Origin of the sequence: Algiphilus aromaticivorans DG1253 (genome assembly GCF_000733765.1) — a bacterium.
In the GTDB taxonomy this organism is placed as follows: domain Bacteria; phylum Pseudomonadota; class Gammaproteobacteria; order Nevskiales; family Nevskiaceae; genus Algiphilus; species Algiphilus aromaticivorans.
Map to the genome: position 1 here is coordinate 122,870 of NZ_JPOG01000001.1, position 21,097 is coordinate 143,966.

Annotated in this window: 20 protein-coding genes; 8 read left to right on the forward strand and 12 right to left on the reverse strand. The window is 68.7% G+C overall.

Going from position 1 to position 21,097, the window contains the following annotated elements; genetic code table 11:
* Entirely contained in the window at positions 1-792 is a 792-nt protein-coding gene (locus U743_RS00620) for a M48 family metallopeptidase (RefSeq protein WP_043764719.1), read from the reverse strand.
* 138 nt (positions 793-930) lie between these two features.
* Here U743_RS00620 and U743_RS17820 point away from each other — a divergent pair, with 138 nt between their 5' ends.
* A complete protein-coding gene (locus U743_RS17820; RefSeq protein ID WP_052367357.1) occupies positions 931-2,814 on the forward strand; it encodes a bifunctional diguanylate cyclase/phosphodiesterase in 1,884 nt (627 codons plus the stop codon).
* 13 nt (positions 2,815-2,827) lie between these two features.
* On the opposite strand, the gene pdxH is transcribed toward U743_RS17820, so the two are convergent.
* Positions 2,828-3,448 carry a pyridoxamine 5'-phosphate oxidase gene (gene pdxH, locus U743_RS00630; RefSeq protein WP_156966284.1) on the reverse strand — a complete coding sequence of 207 codons (621 nt, stop codon included), beginning with the start codon at positions 3,446-3,448 and terminating at the stop codon, positions 2,828-2,830.
* A 65-nt stretch (positions 3,449-3,513) separates the two neighbouring features.
* On the opposite strand from pdxH, the gene U743_RS00635 reads away from it, so the two are divergent.
* Positions 3,514-5,631 (forward strand): acetyl-CoA hydrolase/transferase C-terminal domain-containing protein, encoded by a 2,118-nt coding sequence (locus tag U743_RS00635; RefSeq protein WP_043764723.1) that lies wholly within the window; start codon positions 3,514-3,516, stop codon positions 5,629-5,631.
* A 196-nt stretch (positions 5,632-5,827) separates the two neighbouring features.
* A complete protein-coding gene (locus U743_RS00640; protein ID WP_156966285.1) occupies positions 5,828-6,028 on the forward strand; it encodes a hypothetical protein in 201 nt (66 codons plus the stop codon).
* 388 nt (positions 6,029-6,416) lie between these two features.
* Here U743_RS00640 and U743_RS00645 read toward each other — a convergent pair whose 3' ends face one another.
* The 4 genes from U743_RS00645 to U743_RS00660 all read right to left on the reverse strand — a co-directional run bounded on the left by U743_RS00645 (position 6,417) and on the right by U743_RS00660 (position 9,997).
* The gene (locus U743_RS00645) at positions 6,417-6,887 is read right to left on the reverse strand and encodes a flavodoxin family protein (protein ID WP_052367358.1); all 471 of its coding nucleotides are present in this window, start codon (positions 6,885-6,887) and stop codon (positions 6,417-6,419) included.
* 31 nt (positions 6,888-6,918) lie between these two features.
* A complete protein-coding gene (locus U743_RS00650; RefSeq protein WP_043764729.1) occupies positions 6,919-7,635 on the reverse strand; it encodes an SIR2 family NAD-dependent protein deacylase in 717 nt (238 codons plus the stop codon).
* Positions 7,632-8,051 (reverse strand): DUF2231 domain-containing protein, encoded by a 420-nt coding sequence (locus U743_RS00655; RefSeq protein ID WP_043764732.1) that lies wholly within the window; start codon positions 8,049-8,051, stop codon positions 7,632-7,634. Before U743_RS00655 ends, U743_RS00650 begins: the two co-directional genes overlap by 4 nt.
* Before the next feature lie 77 nt (positions 8,052-8,128).
* On the reverse strand, positions 8,129-9,997 hold the full coding sequence (locus tag U743_RS00660) for a RecQ family ATP-dependent DNA helicase (RefSeq protein ID WP_043764734.1): 1,869 nt from the start codon (positions 9,995-9,997) through the stop codon (positions 8,129-8,131).
* 60 nt (positions 9,998-10,057) lie between these two features.
* On the opposite strand from U743_RS00660, the gene U743_RS00665 reads away from it, so the two are divergent.
* Entirely contained in the window at positions 10,058-10,702 is a 645-nt protein-coding gene (locus tag U743_RS00665; RefSeq protein WP_052367359.1) for a prolyl hydroxylase family protein, read from the forward strand.
* A 38-nt stretch (positions 10,703-10,740) separates the two neighbouring features.
* Positions 10,741-12,120 (forward strand): metalloprotease PmbA, encoded by a 1,380-nt coding sequence (gene pmbA / locus U743_RS00670; RefSeq protein WP_084191254.1) that lies wholly within the window; start codon positions 10,741-10,743, stop codon positions 12,118-12,120.
* A 17-nt stretch (positions 12,121-12,137) separates the two neighbouring features.
* On the opposite strand, the gene hepT is transcribed toward pmbA, so the two are convergent.
* The 4 genes from hepT to U743_RS00690 are packed head-to-tail and all read right to left on the reverse strand — an operon-like array spanning position 12,138 to position 14,880.
* Entirely contained in the window at positions 12,138-12,560 is a 423-nt protein-coding gene (gene hepT, locus U743_RS00675) for a type VII toxin-antitoxin system HepT family RNase toxin (protein WP_043764736.1), read from the reverse strand.
* Positions 12,548-12,943: a type VII toxin-antitoxin system MntA family adenylyltransferase antitoxin gene (mntA, locus tag U743_RS00680; RefSeq protein WP_043764738.1), complete on the reverse strand. Its 396-nt coding sequence runs from the start codon at positions 12,941-12,943 to the stop codon at positions 12,548-12,550. The genes hepT and mntA overlap by 13 nt, the downstream gene beginning before the upstream one ends.
* Before the next feature lie 7 nt (positions 12,944-12,950).
* Entirely contained in the window at positions 12,951-13,643 is a 693-nt protein-coding gene (locus tag U743_RS00685; protein WP_052367360.1) for a hypothetical protein, read from the reverse strand.
* A 49-nt stretch (positions 13,644-13,692) separates the two neighbouring features.
* Entirely contained in the window at positions 13,693-14,880 is a 1,188-nt protein-coding gene (locus U743_RS00690; protein ID WP_043764741.1) for an acetyl-CoA C-acyltransferase, read from the reverse strand.
* 131 nt (positions 14,881-15,011) lie between these two features.
* Here U743_RS00690 and U743_RS00695 point away from each other — a divergent pair, with 131 nt between their 5' ends.
* The 3 genes from U743_RS00695 to U743_RS00705 all read left to right on the forward strand — a co-directional run bounded on the left by U743_RS00695 (position 15,012) and on the right by U743_RS00705 (position 19,575).
* The gene (locus U743_RS00695) at positions 15,012-16,064 is read left to right on the forward strand and encodes a Glu/Leu/Phe/Val family dehydrogenase (protein ID WP_043764742.1); all 1,053 of its coding nucleotides are present in this window, start codon (positions 15,012-15,014) and stop codon (positions 16,062-16,064) included.
* 26 nt (positions 16,065-16,090) lie between these two features.
* On the forward strand, positions 16,091-18,088 hold the full coding sequence (locus tag U743_RS00700; protein WP_043764744.1) for a DUF389 domain-containing protein: 1,998 nt from the start codon (positions 16,091-16,093) through the stop codon (positions 18,086-18,088).
* Positions 18,089-18,375: 287 nt separating this feature from the next.
* The gene (locus tag U743_RS00705) at positions 18,376-19,575 is read left to right on the forward strand and encodes an IS256 family transposase (protein WP_043764746.1); all 1,200 of its coding nucleotides are present in this window, start codon (positions 18,376-18,378) and stop codon (positions 19,573-19,575) included.
* Between the two features lie 267 nt (positions 19,576-19,842).
* Here U743_RS00705 and U743_RS17825 read toward each other — a convergent pair whose 3' ends face one another.
* Both U743_RS17825 and U743_RS00715 read right to left on the reverse strand, forming a co-directional pair.
* Positions 19,843-20,403, reverse strand: a complete 561-nt coding sequence (locus tag U743_RS17825) for an ACP phosphodiesterase (protein WP_052367361.1) — start codon at positions 20,401-20,403, stop codon at positions 19,843-19,845.
* Positions 20,400-21,032 carry a DUF502 domain-containing protein gene (locus tag U743_RS00715; protein WP_232226686.1) on the reverse strand — a complete coding sequence of 211 codons (633 nt, stop codon included), beginning with the start codon at positions 21,030-21,032 and terminating at the stop codon, positions 20,400-20,402. The genes U743_RS17825 and U743_RS00715 overlap by 4 nt, the downstream gene beginning before the upstream one ends.
* Positions 21,033-21,097: the final 65 nt, after the last annotated feature.

Here is a 21,097-nt window from a genome sequence, read left to right on the forward strand (position 1 = left end):
CTAGACCCCGGACGGGCGCTGGCAGTTCGGTCGCCGCCCTTCGCGCCGCGCCTGCTCATAGAGTGGCTGTGCGTCCCCGAGCTGGGCGCGGAGGTCGCGGATGCGCGTGTCGTGGGAGGGATGCGTCGACATGAATTCCGGAGGCGCCTGGCCGCCGGAAGCCTCTGCCATATTCACCCAGAGCGCCGGGGCGGCGCTCGGGTCGAATCCGGCGCGCGCCATGTAGCGCAGCCCCAGCTCGTCGGCTTCGCTCTCATCGGCGCGGCCGTAGGGCATCAGCAGGAGCACCTGCGCACCCATGCCGATGAGTTCCGGATTCATGCCGGTGGCGCCGGCGAGCACCGAAGCACCCAGCTGCGCGGCCAGCTGGTTCGAAACCCGGGCGGCGGAATGGTTGGCGAGCACGTGGGCGATCTCGTGGCCGATGACCGCCGCGAGTTGGTCCTGGTTCTCCGCAACCTTGATCAGGCCGGTGTAGACGCCGATCTTGCCGCCCGGCAGCGCGAAGGCGTTCACCGAGTCCTGCTCAAAGGTTTGGACTTCCCACTCCTGCTCGGGTGCGATCACCCTTACCAGCGCATCGCTGATGCACTGGACATAGCGCGCTGCCGGAGTGTTGCGAGCCACAGGGGTTTCTTCCTGCATCTGCGCGAAGGCCTCGGCGCCCATGGCGCGCATCTGCTCGCCGGATACCAGCATGAGCTGGCTGCGGCCCGTGGGCGTTGTCGCACAAGCGGCCAGAGCCGTCGCAATGGCGACGCCCGAGATGAATGCCAGAGATCGTTGCGCCATGAGCCAAGCCGTTATCAAGAGTATTCGTGCCAATATAAACCGCAACCGGCTGTCGGCCGGATGAATGTCCGTATCGGATCCAGTGTGTCGTCCAGAAAATTCAGCCTGAACCCGAGCTACCGGGGCACTGCAGCGGCTATGGCCGCTGAGGGAAATGTCTCCGCGCCGCGCGACCGGAGCTCCTTGCGCCGCGACGTGTTGCGCGTGCTCGCTGCCAATGTATTGCTGCTGCTCGCTTTTGCGCTCTGGCAGTCTTATGCCCTGCAGCAGCTGGAGACGCTGAATACGCAGAAGCAGACGCTGCAGCAGCTGCGCGCCGGGCTCGCCAGCGGCGAAGGTTCCGGCACTCCGGCCGAGGTCGGAGCCGTCCCCGCTCCGGAGAAACTGATCGCACGCATGAATGCTGCTCAGGCGGAAGGACTTGAGGATCCCCGGCAACAGGGCGCGCTGCGGGCGGAGGCCGACCGGGCAGTCACCGCTCTCGATATGCGTATCGAGAGCCTGTCGCGGCACATGCGGGTCGCTGTCGGTCTACTCATCCTCGCCATGCTGCTTCTGCAGGCAGGGGCGCTGTGGGGTTTCCGGCGACAGGTCGTGCAGCCGCTGGTCGCACTGGCCGGCCGCGCCGAGCGCGTTGCGGCCGGCTTGACCGACGACATGACGCCGCTGCAGTCGACGCGGCGGGAGTTCCGCCTTATCGCCCAGGCCCTTGATGGCGTCGGAGAACGCGAAGCGCGCCTTGCGGAATTGGTGCATCGCGACGAGACCACCGGTTTGGCCAATCGTCGCGCCGCGCGCCAGAGCCTCGGCCGCTGGGTGGAGGAGGGCGCCAGTGGCGCCGTCATCATGTTGCGTGTGGTCAACCTGGGCAGTGTGCGTGCCGTCTACGGCGAGACCGAGGCCAACGCCCTGCTGAACCGCTACGCGCGCAGCGCGGAGGGCGTTGTCGGACAGTGGTGCGACACCATCGCCGCCTACGCCGAGGATGTCCTGATACTGCTGGTGCGCAGCGGTGCCGAGGTCGCGCTGGCCGATATCGTGACGGCCTTGATGGCGGCGGGCAGCGACGCCGAGGTGCAGCGCGGTACGCGCGCCGAACTGGTGGCTTCCATCGCGCTCTTCCCCGTGCACGGCGATACCGTCGACGCCGTTATCGGCCAGGCCAGCGCGGCGCTCGATAACGCCACTGCGCGTGGTGCCGGCGCCGTCGAGCGCGCCCGGGAGACGGGGGCAGGCAGCCTGCGCAAGCATCTGGTGCATCACGAGGCCATGCGGCGTGCCGTCGAAAGCGACCGTCTGGAGCTGTGGTACATGCCTATCGTCGACGTGCATCAGCTGCCGGGGCGCATCTGTCACGCCGAGGCGCTGATGCGCATGCGCGACGCCGACGGCCAGGTGCATCCGGTGCCGATGGAGATGATGGAGCGCCTGCTGGCGACCCCGGACCTGCTGCTGCCAGCCTCGGAGCGCTGCTTTCGCCAGGCCTGCGAGACCTTGAAGCGGCTGCACGCCGACGGCCACGACATCGCCGTAGCCTTCAATCTCGCCGCACCGGAGCTGCGCGATGAGCACCTGGAACGGCTGATTGAGATCTTCGTCGCCAGCGGGCTGCCGCCAGCCTCGCTGATGCTGGAGATCACCGAGCGCGTGGCGCTGCGGGGCATGGAGAAGGTCGTGCCCAGGCTGCAGGCGGCGCGCGAGCAGGGTGTGCGCGTAGTGCTCGACGATTTCGGCACCGGCTTCTCCTCGCTGTCGCATCTGGTCGAGCTGCCCATCGACGGCATCAAGATCGATCGCGTCTTCATCAAGGACCTGGAAACCGACTCGCGCTCGCGCGCGATCGTCTCGGCGACCAATGCGCTGGCGCAGGTACTGAAGCTCGAGGTGGTCGGCGAGGGGATCGAGACCGAAGCCCAGCGCGACCTGCTGCGCGAGCTGGGCTGCTGTGTGCACCAGGGGTATCTCTACGCCAAGGCCATGCCGGCTGATCAGCTGCGTCTGCGGCTGACGGCCGGGGTCTAGCGCGAGCGAAGCTTCAGGGCTCCAGCCGCAGGATGCGCCAGCCGCTGTTGGCCTGCTCGTAGAGCAGCCGGTCGTGAGCACGGCCGTGCCGGCCCTGCCAGAACTCCACGCGCGCCGGCAGCAGCCGATAGCCGCCCCATTGCTCGGGGCATGGAATCGCGCCGTCGCCGATCCGCTCGGCCGCCTCGTCCATGCGCGCGTCCAGCTCCGTCCGCGAAGCCACCGGGCGCGACTGGCGCGACACGGCGGCCGACAGCTGCGACTCGCGCGGTCGGCTCGCGAAATAGGCCTCGCTGATCTCCCGCGGCAGCTTCTCGACACGCCCCTCGATCCGCACCTGACGCTCCATCTGGTCCCACCAGAAGACCAGCGCGGCGTGCGGGTTCTCGCTCAGCATGCGGCCCTTGCGTGAGGCGTAGTTGGTATAGAAGGTCGGACAGTTCTCGTGCAGCCCCTTGAAGAGCACGATGCGCGCTGCCGGTATGCCGTCGGCGCCGGCGGTGGCCAGCGTCATGGCCGTGGGCTCGAGCATGCCGGCTTCGCGGGCGGCGTCGATCCAGCGCTCCAGCTCGCGCATGGGGTCGGGATCGAGGGACTCGGCGTCCAGTGGTGGATTGCGCGTGTACTGATTCATGACCTGCATTCTAGCGGCTGGTACTGCCGCTACACTGGCACGCACCCCCGCGTCGAGATCGCTGCATGCAAAAGCACGCCCGCCCCGAGGATTGCGTCGAGGCGATCATCGCCCGGCTCGGCAAGCGCATTGTCCTGGGCACGCCGCTGGGCATCGGCAAGCCCAACGCGCTGCTCGACGCGCTCTACGCGCGCGCCGTCGAGGATCCGGGCATCGAGCTGGACATCATCACGGCGCTTTCGCTGAACCCGCCAGCGCCGGGGAGTGATCTGGAGGCGCGCGTGCTGGCGCCCATCGCGCAACGTGTCTGGGGCGATTATCCAGCCATGCGTTGGCTGGCCGATTTCCAGTCCGGTCGTACGCCGAGCAATGTCCGCGTCATCGAGTTCTATGTGCAATCCGGCGCGCGCCTCGGTCATGCCCGCGCCCAGCAGGACTACATCAGCAGCAACTACACGCATGTGGCGCGCGACATGCTCTCACGCGGGGTGAATCTGCTGGCGCAGGCCGTGGCCGTGCGCGATACCGACGATGGGCTCGTCTACAGTCTGGCCTCGAATCCCGACGTGACGCTGGAGCTGCTACCGATGATGCGTGCTGTCGAGCGCCCGTGGATGGCGGTGGGCCAGGTCCAGCGCGGCCTGCCCTGGATGGGCAATGACGCCGTCGTCGACGCCACGGAATTCGACGCCCTCCTCGACGACGGCAGCCCGGGCCACGCGCCCTTTGCCGTGCCGCACGAGCCGGTGGACGACGCGGCCTGGGCCATCGGCCTGCGCGCGGCCAGCCTCGTGCGCGACGGCGGCACGCTGCAGGTCGGCATCGGCAGCCTCGGCGACGCCTGCTGCCATGCGCTGCGCCTGCGCGATACCGACAACGCCGGCTTCAATGCCGCCCTCGACGCCATCGCCGGCCGCGACGCCGCCGAGGCCATCGGCGGTACGAAGAGCTTCGAAGCCGGGCTGTACGTGGCCAGCGAGCTGATCTCGAATCCGCTGTTCAGCCTCTTCGAGGCCGGCATCGTGCGGCGCGAAGTTTTCGACGACATCGATATCCAGCAGTGGGCCGCCGACGGTCTGCTCGACGGTCACGGCCCGCTCTTCGAGCGTCTGCATCGGCAGACCGGCTTGCCGCGCATCAGCCGCGGCCTCCTCGCGGCCATGCAGCGCTACGGGCTGGTGCACGAGGAGCTGGCGCGCGATGGCCAGTCGCTGCGGCTGCCCGATGGCGAGAGCCTGGCCAACGACCTTGCCGATCCGCAGGTGCGCGCCGCCCTGGATGCGGGCGCGGCCGGTCCGGGGCTGCGTGGCGGCATCAGCATGCACGGCGCTTTCTTCATTGGCCCCGGCGACCTCTACGAGCGGCTGCAAGCCCTCGACGAGGTGCGGCGGGCGCGCATCGGAATGACCTCGGTGGCCGAGGTCAACCGCATCTACACCGACTACCGCCTGGAGCGGCTGCAGCGCCGGCATCCGCGTTTTATCAACATCACGATGAAGGCCACACTGCTGGGCGCGGCGGTTTCCGACCAGCTCGACAATGGCCGCGTGGTATCGGGCGTGGGCGGTCAGTTCGACTTCGTAGCGATGGCGCATCAGCTGCCCGAGGGCCGATCCGTGCTCTGTCTGCGCGCCGCGCGCGGCGGTGGTGAGGCGCCGGAGTCGAACATCGTCTGGGAATACGCCCACAACACCGTGCCGCGCCACATGCGCGACATCGTCGTCACCGAGTACGGCGTCGCCGACCTACGCGGCAAGACCGACCGCGAGTGCATCGAGGCCATGCTGGCCATCGCCGACAGCCGCTGCCAGCCGGCGCTCATCGAAGCCGCCCAGGCTGCGGGCAAGCTGCCGGCCGACTACACGCTGCCGGAAAGCGCTCGCAACAACACGCCCGCCGGGGTGCGCGAGGCGCTGGCGCCCTTCCGCAAGGACGGCCGGTTGCCGGATCTGCCTTTCGGCTCCGATCTCAGGCCCGAGGAGATCGCGCTGATCGGGCGACTCAAGGGGCTGCAGAAGGCCAGAAAGAGCTGGAGCGGTCGCCTGCGTCTGGTGCGTGCTCTGCTGCGTCCCGCGCCCAGCGACGACGAGAGGGTCGCTTTCGCGCTGCGCCACATGGAGCTCGACGGTCCCGATGCGCCGCGTCTGCAGCGGCGACTGGTGCGGGCGGCGCACGCGCTGTGACCGCGGCCTGATCCACAGATGGCACAGATGGACGGAATCGAACCGCAGATTGGCACAGATTGGCGCAGATTGTCCCCTGTAAGCCGGCGATGTCGCGAAGCGACGAGCCGTATTAAATGTGCCCTTTGAGGGTGGCCGGCTCGGATGGCGCGCGCAGGGGGCGCGAGACAGGACGTCGAGCGAGGGCGATCAGGCCATGGATGGCCTGTTCGCCCGTGCCCCGAGCACGGTATCCGAGACGGGGACCTGTCGCGGCGTAGCCGCGGCAGGCCACCCGGCGGGCACCATGGTTTTGGTGACTTTTGCCGAAACAAAAGTCACCTGCGCCTGGGAAGGCGGCTACTACGAAAGCGGATTGGTTGTCAGGCGCGGAATCCAGAGCAAGACGTTGCTATGAATGCTCCTATTCTCAGTTCCGCTCAGGGTTCCGCGCCCGGAAACCCCGCCGCTTCCGAACTTGTCTCCGAGAGTGGCGCGGCTTACTTTTCTATTACGCGATAGAAAAGTAAGCAAAAGACCGCGCCCCGACACCTGCGCCGGCCCTGACGGGCCGGTTCCCTCCGCGCCGGGTGTGCTCGGGGTCGCATTGAGCGGCATCCCTGCCGCGCAATGCTCGGCCGGCCATCCATGGCCGGCCGCCCCCTGCGCTCACCCGGCGCTCCGGCGCTGGTGTAGGGGTAACTTAGACGGCTCGTCGCTTCGCGACATCGCCGGCTTACCAACGACAATCTGCGCGAATCTGCGATATCTGCGGTTCAAGCCTTCGCTCAAGGCAGGCGCTATCGCTAGAAGATGTCGGCATCCAGCCCTGCGGCCATGTAGGTCCCCAGCTCCTCGCACTGCTGCAGGAATTCCTCGCGGAACTCGCCGCGGCAGACCAGCGGATCCTGCACGGCTTTCCAGCGCAGGCCGGTGACGATGGTGTCCACGGCGCGGCAGGTGCCGGTGCCGTCGTTGCCGGCGCGCACCCAGAGCGCGTAGGGCCGGCCCTGCGTGTGCTCCAGGCAGGGGTAGTAGCAGCGGTCGAAGAAGTCCTTGAGCGCGCCGCTCATGTAGCCGAGATTCTCGGTGGTGCCCAGCAGGATGCCGTCGGCGGCGAGCACGTCGTCGGGCACGGCCTCCAGCGGCGGCACGTGGCGGGCGCGCACGTTCTCGATGTCCTCGTGCGCCGCGCCGCGCAGCACGGCCTCCAGCAGGCGCTGGGTATTCGGGGAGGGGGCGTGCGCCACCACCAGCAGGGTCTTGGCTTCGCTCATGCCGTCAGCGTTGGGGCTGGTCGCGCGACTGTCAATCCGCCGGCAAGGGGAAGAGCGTCGGCAGCGCCTCGGCTGCGGGCTGGCGCAGCTGCGTGCTGAAGGCCACGGAGGCCTCGCTGGGCTCGGGGTTGATCTCGATCATGCGCGCGCCGCTGCGCGCGGCCAGCTCGATGAAGCCCGCCGCTGGCCAGACCACGCCGGAAGTGCCGACGGCGACGAAGAGGTCGGCCGCTTCCACGCGCCGGCCGGCCTCCTCGAAGGCTGTGGTGTCGACCATGTCCCCGAACCAGGTGATATCCGGCCGCAGCCGCGCGCCGCACTCCGGGCAATCCCGGCGCTGATAAGGGCCGTCGCTGCGGTCTTTGAGGACGCCGTGCCTTGCGCAGCGCGTGCGCCAGAGGCTGCCGTGCAGCTCGACGACGTCGCTCGAGCCGGCCGTCTCATGCAGCCCGTCGGTGTTCTGGGTGATGACCGAGACACCGGAATGATCCGCTTGCCAGGCCGCGATGTGGCGATGCGCCGCATTGGGCGCGCAGGCCGCCACCAGCGCGCGGCGCTGCTCGTGGAAGGCCAGCACGGTTTCCGGGTCGCGCTCGAAGGCGGCCTGACTGGCGACTTTCTCGGGGTCGTACTCGGCCCAGATGCCGGCGCGGCCGCGATAGGTCGGCACCCCGGATTCGGCCGAGATGCCGGCGCCGGTGAAGAAGACCGCGCGCTCGAAGTCGGAGAGATCCAAGGGCTGCGTCATGGCTGCTCCGTCTGCTGCTGGACGCCGATGCCGTGGTGGTAGACATTCTCGCCACCCAGCCAGCCGGTGACGACCGCGCTGGCGGCGGCTAGGGCGAGGGTCAGCAGCAGCAGCGCGCCGACGCGGCGCAGACTGGTGATCAGGGCAAGCGACAGCGAATACAGCACGGCCGTAGCCCAGCCCCAGTACTGATGCAGCGCGATGGCCTGCCGGGCCGCGCCCTCGGCATCGGCCAGCAGGGTGGCCCACATGCCGCTGCCCACCGCCAGCCAGAGGAAGACCACGCCCAGCCCAAGGCACCAGTGCGCCGCCGGACGCGCCGTCGGCAGCGCGAAGGAGAGCGGATAGAGCACGCTGGCCACCAGCGGCAGGGCGAGCGCGAAGTGCACGAAGATCGGGTGCCAGTCACTGGGCATGGTCGGTACGATTCAGCAGCTGGCGACGCGGTTACCGCGCGCGCGGTCCAAATCTTCGCCAGGCAGCGCCGCCATCGTCAGGCGTCTGCCAGCGCATCCAGCAGCGCTTCGCCGTACCGCGCGATCTTGGCGGGGCCGAGTCCCGGAACCGCCTCCATGGCCGCCAGGCTGTCCGGCCGCAGCCGGGCGATCTCGCGCAGCGTGCGGTCGTGCGCCACGACGTAGGCTGGCACGCCCTCGCGCTGGGCGATGTCCAGGCGCGCCGCGCGCAGCGCGTCGAAGGCTGATTGCGCGGCTGCGTCCAGCGCCGGATCGTCGGCCGAAGGCGTGGCGCGGCGCCGGCTGCCACTGGCCGATCGGCTTGGCGCACCGGCTTCGCCCGGCGGCAGCCAGCGCGCGGACTGGCGGCCGCGCATCACCGCGTCGCCGTCGGGGCTGAGGCGCAGCACCGGATGCTGATCACCGGAGAAGACGATCCAGCCGGCGGTGACGCAGCGGCCGAGGGCGCGCGTGATCCAGGCCTCGCTGCGCTCGGCGAGCAAGCCGAAGGTGGAGACGCGCGTCAGACCCTGCCGTTCCAGGCGCTCCTCCTGCTCGCCACGCAGCAGCTTGACCGCCATCTTCATCCCGAAGCGGCCGTGGATGCGCGCCACACCGGAGAGCAGCTTGCGCGCCAGCAGCGTGGCGTCCTCGTCGGAGCCGCCGGCGTCGATGGTGGTGCAGACATCGCAGCGGCCGCAGCCGGCCAGCGTCTCAGCCTCGTCGCCGAAGTAGCGCAGGATGGCGTCGTGCCGGCAGGCGCCGCCTTCCGCCCAGCGGATGAGCTCCAGGAAGAGGTTCCACTTGTGCGCGACGATCTCCGAGTCCGCCTCGCCGTCGCGCTCGAGCAGGCGCCGGCGCTGCGGCAGGTCGGACTGCGCCCAGCACAGTAGGCCGATGGCCGGGTCGCCGTCGCGGCCGGCGCGGCCGACCTCTTGGTAGTAGGCCTCGATGGAGCCGGGCGGACCGAAGTGCACCACGGCGCGCACATCGCTGCGGTCGATGCCCATGCCGAAGGCGTTGGTGGCGCAGACGGCGTCCAGCCGGCCGGCCATGAAGTCCTCCTGCGCGATCTGCCGGTCTTCGGCGGGCAGGCCGGCGTGATAGGCGCGCGTGCGCCAGCCCTGGCCGGCGAGTCGCCCCGCCTCGGTCTCGGCCAGCTTGCGCGTCGGCGTGTAGACGATGGCCACGCCGCGGCCGTCGCCCGGCCGACCCAGCGCCTCGGCCAGCGCGGCGTCCACCTGCTGCTGGCGGTCGCGCTGGCCGCCGACCTCGGCGGCGCGCAGCGCCAGATTCGGCCGCGCGAAGCCGTGTACCAGCTGTGCGGTCTCCGGGCCCATGTCCAGGCGGTGCACGATCTCGTCGCGCACCACGGGGGTGGCGGTGGCCGTGCAGGCCAGCACGTGCGGCGGCGCCAGCTCGCGCACGATCTCGCCGATCTGCATGTATTCGGGCCGGAAGTCGTGGCCCCATTCGCTGATGCAGTGCGCCTCGTCGACCGCTATCAGCGGGCAGTCCAGCTGCTTGATGCGTTCGCGGAAGCCGGCTGCTGCCAGCCGCTCCGGGGCGACGTAGACGATGCGGTACTCGCCGCGCCAGAGGGCGGCCAGGCGCTGCTGCATGGTCTCGGCCGGCAGCGTGGCGGCCAGATAGGTCGCCGCCACGCCGCGCTGCTGCAGGGCGGCGACCTGGTCGGCCATCAGCGCCACCAGCGGCGAGATGACGATGGTGGTGCCCGGCAGCATCAGCGCCGGCACTTGGTAGCACAGCGACTTGCCGCCGCCGGTAGGGGCGACCAGCAGCGCGCGACCGCTCTCGAGCAGGGTTTCGATGGCCTCGCGCTGGCCAGCGCGGAAGGCGTCGAAACCGAGGGCGTGAAGGGCGTCGTCCGCGGCGCTGGGGCTCATGCGCGCATTGTAGGGCCGTGGCCGCTGACGCGACGGCGGCGGCCGTTATAGGCTGGCGCCATGCTGCAGGAGATGCCCGAACTGACACGGGACGCGAGCCGTGGGGAATCCCCTCCCGAGCGGCTGTGCGCCGATCCGCGCATCGCCCGCCATGCGGCGATGTTCTCGCGCGCGGAAGCCGATCATCTGATCGACTGCGCGCGCGACCGATTGAGCGAGGCGGCGGTGAGCCTCAATGGTGGGGTCGGCAAGAGCAGCGGACGCGTCGCGCAGAACGCCTGGATTCCGCACGACCACGACGCCACCGTGCGTGGCCTCTGCGAACGCCTTGCCGAGGCCGCTGGTCACCCGCTGGCGCACGCCGAATCGCTGCAGGTCGTCCACTACGCGCCGGGTGGCGAGTACCGCCCGCATTTCGACGCCTACGACATGAACACGCCGCGCGGCCGCGAATACACCCGTCGCGGCGGCCAGCGCCTGTGCACGGCCATCCTCTATCTCAACGACGTCGACGCCGGCGGGCAGACCCGTTTCCCGCGTCTGGATCTCACCATCCAGCCGCGTTGCGGCGATGCGCTGATCTTCGACAGTTGCCGTGTCGGAACGGTGGAAGTTCACCCCAAGGCCTTGCACGCCTCGGCGCCACTGGACGCCGGCGAGAAGTGGATCGCCAACCTCTGGTTCCGGCAGCGCCCCTACCGCTGAGACCGCCCGCGGCGGCGTTTTTCCCTAGACTGGGGCGCATGAGCCAGCAGCCCGTCGCAACCGAATCCGTCATAGACCCCGAAACCGAGCGCGCCAGCGACACCGCCACTGCGGAGGCCATCGTCGGGCGCATGCTCGACGCTGCCACGCACGCCGGCGCCGACGCCGCCGAGGCCGGCGCCAGCCTTTCGCGCGCGCTCACTGTGGCGGTGCGCAACGCCGAGGTGGAGTCGCTGGAGTTCCAGCGCGACCGCGACCTCGCGCTGACCGTCTATTGCGGCCAACGCGTCGGCGGCGCCAGCACCTCCGACTGGTCCGATGCCGGTTTGCGCGCGGCGGCCGAAGCGGCCGTGGCCATTGCCCGCGCCAGCGGCGAGGACGCCTGCAACGGTCTGCCGGAGCGCAAGGATCTGGCCACGGACTTCCCGGAGCTCGATCTCTTCCATCCCTGGATGAGTGACGCCGACGCCGCCATCGACCATGCCCGCGCCTGCGAGGCGGCGGCGCTGGCGGTGGATGCGCGCATTCAGCAGAGCGAGGGCGCCACGCTGGAGACCGGCCGCGGCGTTTCGGTGCTGGGCAATACGCACGGCTTTCGGGGCGTGCGCTCCGGCACGCGCCATGGCCTGTCCTGCGCGGTGATCGCGCGCGTCGAGGACGATATGCAGCGCGACTACTGGTACACCGCCGGCCGCGTGCCGGCGGCGCTGCTGGACGCCGACGCCGTCGGCCGCCGCGCCGGTGAGCGCGCCGTCGCCCGCCTCGGCGCGCAGCGCCTGAGCACGCGCCGCTGCCCGGTGCTGTTCCCGCCCGAGCTGGCGCGCAGCCTGTGGTCGGCGCTGGCCGGGGCGGCCACCGGGGCGTCGCTTTATCGCCGCGCCAGCTTCCTGCTCGACCGTGCCGGCTCGCGCATCGCCGCCGAGGGCCTGCGCCTGGAGCAGCAGCCGCATCTGCCGCAGGCCCTGGGCAGCGCCGCCTTCGACGAGGAGGGCGTGGCTACCGTGCAGCGCGACCTCGTCGCCGACGGCGTGTTGCAGCACTATCTGCTGTCGAGCTACAGCGCGCGGCGGCTGGGGTTGGCCACCACCGGCAACGCCGGCGGTGTCTACAACCTGGTGGCGCATCCGACCACCGATGCCGGGCTGGAGCAGCTCGCCGCCGACATGGGCGAAGGCCTGCTCGTCACCGAGCTGATGGGCCAGGGTGTCAACACCGTGACGGGCGACTATTCGCGCGGCGCGGCCGGTTACGTCGTGCGCAACGGCACCATCGCCGAGCCGGTGGACGAGATCACCATCGCCGGCAACATGCTGGAGATGCTGCAGGCCGTCGAGGCCGTGGGCAGTGATATCGACACCCGCAGCGGCATCCACACCGGCAGCGTGCTGATCGGCGCGATGACCGTCGCCGGCAGCTGACCCGCGTCAGGCGCCGTTTATCGATCAGCGTCCAGCGCGCTGGACGCAATGCGCGCGAACTCGCGGAAGTCGTCGAGATGTTCGTGACAGATGCTGTGCACGATCGCCCAGTCGATCTGCTGATACTGATGCACTGCGATGTTCCGGAAGCCGACCGCCGCGCGCAGTCGATCGGCGAGCGCCATGGGGATCACGTCTTGCTCGGCAAGGCGGAGAAAGCTTTCCGCCATCGTGCCCGGGGCAGCGCCCTCGGTCTCGCTGAGAAGCTGAAGAGCGATGTCGACGCAGAGCTGCACGGCACGCGTCAGATTGACGCTGAGGATGTCCTGTAGGTCGGCGTCCTGCTCCAGCGCTTCCAGGGAGTCCGGACGGCGCTCGACGATGCGTTGCACACAGCGCCGTAGGGATTCGAGGCGCGAAGCCAGTACTAGGCGATCCATTGCCGCCGCCGCTGTTCCAGAAGTGCCTCGTACTGAGGCAGAAAGTCCGCTGCGTCGATCAAGGTGCGCGCGAGCCAGGAGGCATGGATACCCGCTTCGCTCTCGTGCACGGGCTGGCCATGAGTCAGCGCCTGCAGCGCTATTGCCACTGAGGCAGCGCGCAGGTCGACGACATCCACTGGCCGACCGGTTGTGGCAGCCAGGGCGCGCGTCAAGGCCATGCGTGCGCTGGTATCCAGTGCCTCGTTGGCGGCCACCGCAACATCGATATCACTAGCGGCGCCAGCCTGGCCAGTGCCCACCGAGCCGAAGACAACACCCAGTTGCAGCCTTGGCCGGAAGTCCTCCAGCACCGCGCGTACTCTTTTCAGCTCATCCTGCATGGAGCGATCATCGCATGTCCGCCCTGTCGTCGAAGCGCCCTTCCAGCCCGAAGCCGGTGCGGGAGAACGCGATGGCGACAAGGGGATAGCAGGCCGCCATCAGCAGCGCATAGACCCACTCGAGGGCGTTGAGCCAGGCGTCGCGGTCGTCGACGACGAACTGCAGCGGTAGCGAGGCCAGCCCCAGCCCGAGCAGCAGCGCCAGCACGGTCACGAAGGCGCGCTTCAGCCACGGCGCCAGCACACCGGCCGAGGTGGCGATGGAGATCAGCAGCATCTGCGCCAGCACGGTCATCGAGAAGTAGAGATTGATGCCGTAGCGGCGCAGCAGACGCGGAAGGTCGCCCTCCTCGCCGAGATAGGTGGCATAAAGCGTGTAAAACAGCGCCCCCACCAGGCCACAGCCGAGCAGCACCCAGCGCCGAATGCCCGCGGCCTCGTGCACGCGCGCCGCCCACACGAAGCAGCAGCTCCAGAAAGCGGCCAACAGCCAGCCGTAGGGCTGCATCGTGAAGCGGAACCAGTAGATCACCGGCTCCTGCCGTGCGGCGCGGCTGATCGAGGTGCAGCCGTCCCAGTAGGGATTGCAGGCCTCAATCAGTCCGAGCCAGGTCGAAGCCAGCCAGGCGACATGCAGCGCCACCAGCGGCAGCAGGCAGCTCACCCAGGCGATAAGGACCGGTATCCGCTGCGCGGTCATGACCGACGCTCCCAGCTACGCCCCAGACGTGCCCGGTAAGCCTGACGAGCTAGACGAGCTCGACGCCCATCGCCACAGCTTCGCCGCCGCCGATGCATAGACTGGCGATGCCGCGGTTCTCGCCACGCCGACGCATGGCGTTGAGCAGGGTGACGAGGATGCGCGCACCGGAGGCGCCGATGGGGTGGCCCAGCGCGCAGGCGCCGCCGTTGACGTTGACGCGCGCGGGATCGAGCTTGTGCTCCTCCATCGCCGCCATGGTCACGCAGGCGAAGGCCTCGTTGATCTCCCAGAGGCCGACGTCGGAGGCCTTCCAGCCGGTGGCATCCAGCAGCTTGGCAATGGCGTGCACCGGCGCCACCGTGAACTCGGCCGGCAGCCGCGCGTGGCTGGCGTGACCGGTGATGCGTGCCACCGGCTGCAGGCCGCGCTTCTCGGCTTCCGAGGCGCGCATCAGCACCAGCGCGGCGGCGCCGTCGGAGATGGAGCTCGCGTTGGCGGCGGTGACGGTGCCGTCCTTCTTGAAGGCGGGCTTGAGCTGCGGAATCTTGTCCGGGCGACCCTTGAAGGGCTGCTCATCCTTGTCGAAGGTCTGCGCGCCGCCGCGAGCCGGTACTTCCACCGGCACGATCTCGTCGTCGAAGCTGCCATCCTCGTTGGCTCGCTTGGCGCGCGCCAGCGACTCGATGGCGAAGGCGTCCTGCGCCTCGCGGGTGAAGCGGTACTTGTCGACGCAGCGCTCGGCGAATACGCCCATGGGCAGGTCGGCCTCATAGGCGTCGTTGAGCCCGTCCATGGCCATGTGGTCGTAGATGCGGTCGTGGCCATAGCGGTAACCGCTGCGCGCCTTGGACAGCATGTAGGGGGCGTTGGACATGCTCTCGAAGCCACCGGCGAGCATGACGCGGGCGCTGCCGGCGGTGAGCAGGTCGTTGGCCAGCATGACGGCCTTCAGGCCGGAACCGCACATCTTGCTGATCTGCGTGGCGCCGACGGCGTCGGGCAGGCCAGCGCCGCGCACCGCCTGGCGTGCCGGCGCCTGCCCCTGGGCGGCGATCAGGCAGCAGCCGAGGATGGCCTCGTCGATGTCGTCGCCGCTGATACCGGCGCGCTCCACGGCGGCCTTGACGGCCGCGCTGCCCAGTTGGTGGCCGGCCAGCGGCGTGAGATCGCCGAGCATGCCGCCGATGGGGGTGCGCGCGGTGGAGACGATGACGATGGGATCCTGACTGTTCATTGGGGCCTCGCGTTGGGAATGCTTGAAAGGACGGAAGTTGACTGGCGCCATTATCGCGCAGCCGCCAGCCCGGGCGCTGACCCCTACAATGCTGCAGGGTTTCACCCACCCGGATTGACCCGGAGAAAGGCTTGAGCTTCGCGATCTACGCGCACCCCGAATTCGACGCCCACGAAACCGTGCTCTTCGGCTATGACGCGGCCACCGGCCTACGCGCGATTGTCGCCGTACACAGCACGCATCTAGGTCCCTCGCTGGGCGGTTGCCGTATGTACCCCTACGCCGACGAAGCCGAGGCGCTGACCGACGTGCTGCGCCTGTCGCGCGGCATGAGCTACAAGGCGGCTCTGGCCGAGCTGCCGCAGGGCGGTGGCAAGAGTGTGATCATCGGTGATCCGCGCGCGGACAAGACGCCGGCGCTGATGCACGCCATGGGCCGGCTGGTGGGGCGCGCGGCGGGCAGCTACATCGTCGCCGAGGATTCGGGCATCGGCGTGGCCGATATCCGGGCCATGGCCGAAGAGACCGCGCACGTCAGCGGCCTGGCGGCCGAAGGCGCGCCTGGCGACGGGGATCCCTCGCCGGCGACGGCGCTGGGCACCTTTCTCGCCATGCAGGTCGCCGCCGAGCGCGCGCTGGGTAGTCGCGATCTCGCCGGCGTCGGCGTGGCCATTCAGGGCGCAGGTCGGGTCGGCACGGCGCTGGCGCAGCATCTGCGTGACGCCGGCGCGCGCCTCTGGGTGAGCGATACGCATGCCCTCAGCGCCAAAGCCTGCGCGCAGGCCACCGGCGCCGAAGTGGTGGCCCCCGAGGCGATCTATGACGTGCCGGTCGATATCTTCGCGCCCTGCGCGCTGGGCGCGGTGCTCAGCGCGGCGACCATTCCGCGGCTGCGCGCCCGTGCCGTGGTGGGTGCAGCCAACAACCAGCTGGCAACGGTGGCCGACGACGCGCGTCTGCTTGAGGCCGGCGTGCTCTACGCACCGGACTACGTCGTCAACGCCGGCGGCATCATCGACATTCACTATCACCGGCAAGGTCCCTACGACGCAGCTTCGGCACGGCGGCATCTCGACGCGATTCCGCGCACGCTGGGGCAGGTGCTGGACGCGGCGCAGGCCGAGGGGCGTCCGGCGGGAGCGGTGGCGGACGCTCTGGCGCGGGCGCGCATCGGGCGCGGCTGAAGCCGCCACAGGACAGGGAGACGTGCATGAGTGAGGCCGGGGCGGGGAAGGCGGAGCAGGCGCCACGCTGCGTCGCAGACGCGGTGCTTCTCTACCAGTCGGAAGGCGCCGAAGAGGCCGTTGAAGCCGCTCGCGAGCAGGCCCGCGCCTTCGCCGCCGAACATGGCATTCAGCTGTACGAATGCTCGGCCAAGCGCTTCCTGGACGGGGAACGGCCTGATGAATGCGAAGGCGCGCGGCACTGGGTCGTGGTGGGTGAAGACCGCATGATCCGACGCGCCATGGACGCTGCCGAAAGCGAAGGTGTCGGCCTCGGGCTGCTGCCGGTGGGCAAGCTGACGCAGACGCGGGATTTCTACGACCTACCGGCCGACGCCGCGGAGCGGCTGGCACTGGCCCTGCGCGAGCCGGAGGTCGCCCTCGATGTGCTGCGCTGCAACGGCGACATCGTGCTCGGTCAGGCGACCATCGGTGACGTGCCCTTCCTGGACCGCCGCGGGCAGGCGCTGGTGCGGTTGCAGAAGCAGTTCTGGCGGCGCTGGGCGATGGCGTTGAGCCTGTTCTGGACAGCGCTGAAACGCCTCTTTGTCATCCACCCGGCGCTGATCCGCCTGCAGCTCGGCAAAGAGGAGAAGGCGCGACAGACGGCAGTGACCGGCATCGTGCTGCTGGAGAACGACGTCGGCTTCGTCGCCGGGCGCATGCTGGGCGAGACCTTGTCCGCACGCGACGGGCGTGTGGCGGCGCTGTTGCTGGCGCCGACCTCGATCGTGCGCTACCTGGGCTTTCTGCTGCGCGCCGCCTTCGGCGGCACCGCCACCGGCGCCCGCATGCCGCGCGCGCTGAGTTATGTCCGCACCGAACGCCTCGTCATCGAATCCGATACCGAGCTGGATTACCGCATCGACGGCCTGCGCCACAGCGACAAGCGCATCGAGGTGACAGTGCACGCGCAGTCGCTGTCGATGAATGTCGGTGCACGCTTCGCCGACATGGCGGGCATCGACGACAAGGGCAAGGACACGCTGCGCCTGGCGAATCTGCCGGAGAACGAGTCGCGGCTGGCCATGATCCGCAAGCGGCTGCCGCTGTTCACGCACGCGCTGGAGGAGGACTTCAAGGATCTCTTCCTGCTGCTGAAGGAGAGCGCCCGCATCGGACCGGACTACATCACCCTCAGCCTGCTCGCCGCGCTCATCGGCACGCTTGGCCTGCTGCTGGACTCGGCGGCGGTGATCATCGGTGCCATGGTGCTGGCGCCGCTGATGGCCCCCATCATCTGTCTGTCGATGGCGGCGTTGCGCCGCGATCTCGCGCTGCTGAAGCAGTCGAGCGTGGCGATCGCGGCCGGTATCGGTCTGTCCCTGCTGGTATCGGCGGCGCTGGCCTTCCTGCTGCCCGTGCGCATGATGACGCCGGAGATCGCCGCAAGGCTGGCGCCCAGCCTGCTCGATCTCGGTGTGGCGGTCTTCTCCGGTGTCGCCGGCGCCTACGCCTACGCGCGCGAGAGCGTCATGAAGAGCCTGCCGGGCGTGGCTATCGCCGTTGCGCTGGTGCCGCCGCTGGCCGTACTCGGCATCGGCCTGGGCTGGGGGGATCTGGCCATCATCGGCGGTGCCGGTCTGCTCTTCGCCACCAACCTTGCCGGTATCGCCCTGGCCGGCGCGGCCACCTTCATGGTGCTGGGCTACGGGCCCGTCAAGCGCACCAGCCGCGGCCTGCTCTGGCCGGCGGTCGTCGTGCTGCTGATCGCGATCCCGCTGGGCGCCTCCTTCCTGCGCATGCAGTTCGCCTGGAAGGCCGAGCGCCACATTGCCGAGCGCGTCTTCCAGATCGGCGATCAGGCCATTCGGATGGCGCGCCCCGAGATCAGCGTCACGCCCGACGGCGTGCGCATCAAGGCCGATATCTACGCCGCCGAAGACGTGTCGACCGCCCAGCTGCGCGCACTGCGAGATCGGCTGGCCGAGGAGCTGGAGCGCGAAGTGGTACTGGATGTCTCCCGGCGTAGTCTCTTTCGCTGAGCGTCTACTGCCTAAGCCCTCGCCTTATCCCGAGGAAAGGCGGTAACCGCAGATTTCGCAGATTGCCGCAGATTCGGGGAAGAGAACAACCACAGATTCCACAGATTTACATAGAAGATGTGGTGTCCGGTCCGTGATTCTAGTGCGATGCCGCGCAGCGGCGAGCCAGTATGATCCGCACCCGTCGCGGGTCGTGTCCCACGACGTGGTGTAAGTGATTGGGTGTCACCGGTGGCAACTGGTTTAGGTTTGGATTGCGACGACCAACCTTCACCGAGGAACCACCGATGACCGATGAGATGATGAACCTGCGAGCGCTGCTGGAGAAGAGCCCGGACGCTGATTTGCTGCGTGAGATGATTGGTTTTGCCAGTCAGCGCCTGATGGAGCTGGAGATTGGCGCCCGCACGGGTGCGGGTTACGGCGAGAAGAGCGCCGAGCGTCTGGTGCAGCGCAATGGCTACCGCGAGCGTGACTGGCAGACGCGGGCCGGGACCGTGGAGCTGCGCATTCCCAAGCTGCGCAAGGGCAGCTACTTCCCGGGCTTTCTGGAGCCCCGACGGATGTCGGAGAAGGCACTGACGGCGGTGATTCAGGAGGCCTACATCCAGGGGATCTCGACCCGCTCGGTCGATGATCTGGTGCAGGCCATGGGCGGCACCGGCGTCTCGAAGAGCCAGGTCTCGCGGCTGTGCGAGGAGATCGACGAGCGCGTCCACGCGTTTCTGGAGCGACCGATCGAGGGGGACTGGCCCTACCTGTGGATCGATGCCACCTACGTCAAAGTCCGACAAGCCGGCCGGATCATCTCGGTGGCGGTGATTGTCGCGGTCGGCGTCAACGACGATGGCCGCCGCGAGGTGCTTGGCATGGATATCGGCCCGTCGGAGGCCGAGACCTTCTGGAAGGACTTTCTGCGCAAGCTCGCGCGGCGAGGACTGCGGGGCGTCAAGCTGGTGATCTCCGATAGCCACGAAGGCATCAAGGCGGCTGTCTCCAAGGTCTTCACCGCCACCTGGCAGCGCTGCCGTGTCCATTTCATGCGCAACGCTCTGGCACATGCCGGCAAGAGTGGCCGGCGCGTGGTCTCCGCCTTCATCGCCACCGCCTTCGCCCAGAATGACGCCGAGGCAGCGCGCCAGCAGTGGCGCCACGTCGCCGACCAACTCCGCAGCAGCGTGCCCAAGCTCGCCACGCTCATGGACGACGCCGAAACCGACGTACTGGCCTACATGGACTTCCCCGCCGCCCACCGCGTGAAGCTGCACAGCACCAACCCGCTGGAACGTCTCAACGGCGAGATCAAGCGACGCACCGAGGTTGTCGGCATCTTCCCCAACGAAGCGGCAATCCGGCGCCTCGTCGGCGCCATCCTCCTGGAACAGAACGACGAGTGGGCCGTGCAACGTGCCCGCTACATGACCCGGGAAACCATCACCGAGGTCATCCATCCACCCGCCATGCAACTGCCGGCTGTGGCAGCCTAAGCAACGCAGCCAGCCGAACCGGTAGCCACCGTCATACCCAAGGAGCTACACCACGGCTAGGGACACGACCCCCGTCGCGTGGCGGCCTCCGATAGCGCTATGGCTACAGGGCGCGGAACCCGCAGAGCAACAACGGCTCCTATTCCCTTCCGACATTCTCACTTCGAGCTATCTTCTAGCTCGAATCTCGCCATAAATGACTCTAGAGCATCGAAAGCGCTGCCATAAATGCGGCAAGCTGGTGGAGCCTTCGAAAACGCCCGCCGCTCAGGCCCGCAGGCAGTCGCGCAGGATTGCCGGCAGATGCGGTGCCAGTACCGCACCGTGGTCCCGCCAGTTACGGCAGCCAGCGCGTACGGCTTCGGGGCGCCGGGCGCGTTGGGCGATACGGTCGATTGCCGTCTCGACGCCCTCCGGGGCGCGCGCTCCCATCAGTGTCGCCTTCAGGCGCGCGGGCTCGGGTGGCGCCAGCGACAATGCGGCGAAGGCGTCTCGGCGCGCGGCGACGGCAGTCGCCATGCGGGCGCAGAAGTCGGGCAGGGGCTCGTCGTGCCATTCATGCCAGCGCTTCGCCAGCCAGTGGTCGGCGTAGAGGTCAAGGGTCAGCCGGCCCCAGCGGCGCTCGCCTGCGGGGAGATCGCTCAGTGTCGTCCGTGTGCCGGCGTGGGCGTCGAAGACGGCGTCTACCCGGCGGTGCAGCCGAATGGAGGCGGCGACATCATGGGGCAGATGGGTCAGCGCGTTGCCGCGCACGGCATCACCGAGCAGGGCACCGGCCGGTTCAGCTTCCTGCCGCTCGGCAATCAGCAGGTGCGCCAGGAAGTTCACTGCCCGGAAGGCGGGTCGCCGTCGTGCGGCGGTGCCTCTTGGGGGCGCGACATGCCGGCCGTCACAACGAAACGCATGCCTTCTTCGAGCTTCATGTCGACCGGTTTCAGATACTGCCTTGGAATCAGCGCCATGTAGCCACCGATCTGATAGCTCAGTGGCAGATAGACGGCGACCTCGTCGCCTTCTGCCTCGATGCCCAGCGCGGAGAAGTCCTCCAGCGTGATGAAGCCGAAAAGACGCATCGGAACCCCGGGCCAGGTGACCAGAACCATCTTCGAGAAGCGCGATGACTTGTCCTGGTTGGAAAGTAGCCCCATCAGATCGCGCACGGCGCCGTAGAGCGTCTTGACCAGTGGGATGCGATTGAGCTGGCGTTCCGCCGTATCGACCATCGATTGGAAAAGGATGAGGCGTGTCGCCATCCCGACGGCGAAGATGAGCCCGATCCCCACGATCAGCCCCATGCCCGCGATATAGGCCCCTTCGGGCAGCAGGAAAGCCAGAGCGCCGCCCATGACCGACTCCGCGACCACGACCAGCCAGACCAGAACGGCGAGGGTGACGATGATGGGAAGCGATACGACGAGGCCGCTCAGGAAGGTTGTCAGCAGCTTGCGCAGGCTCAATGCTCGGCGTTCCTGCAAGGGTGGAATTTTTACCTTACTACGGTGACCTGTGCCTCACCTGAATT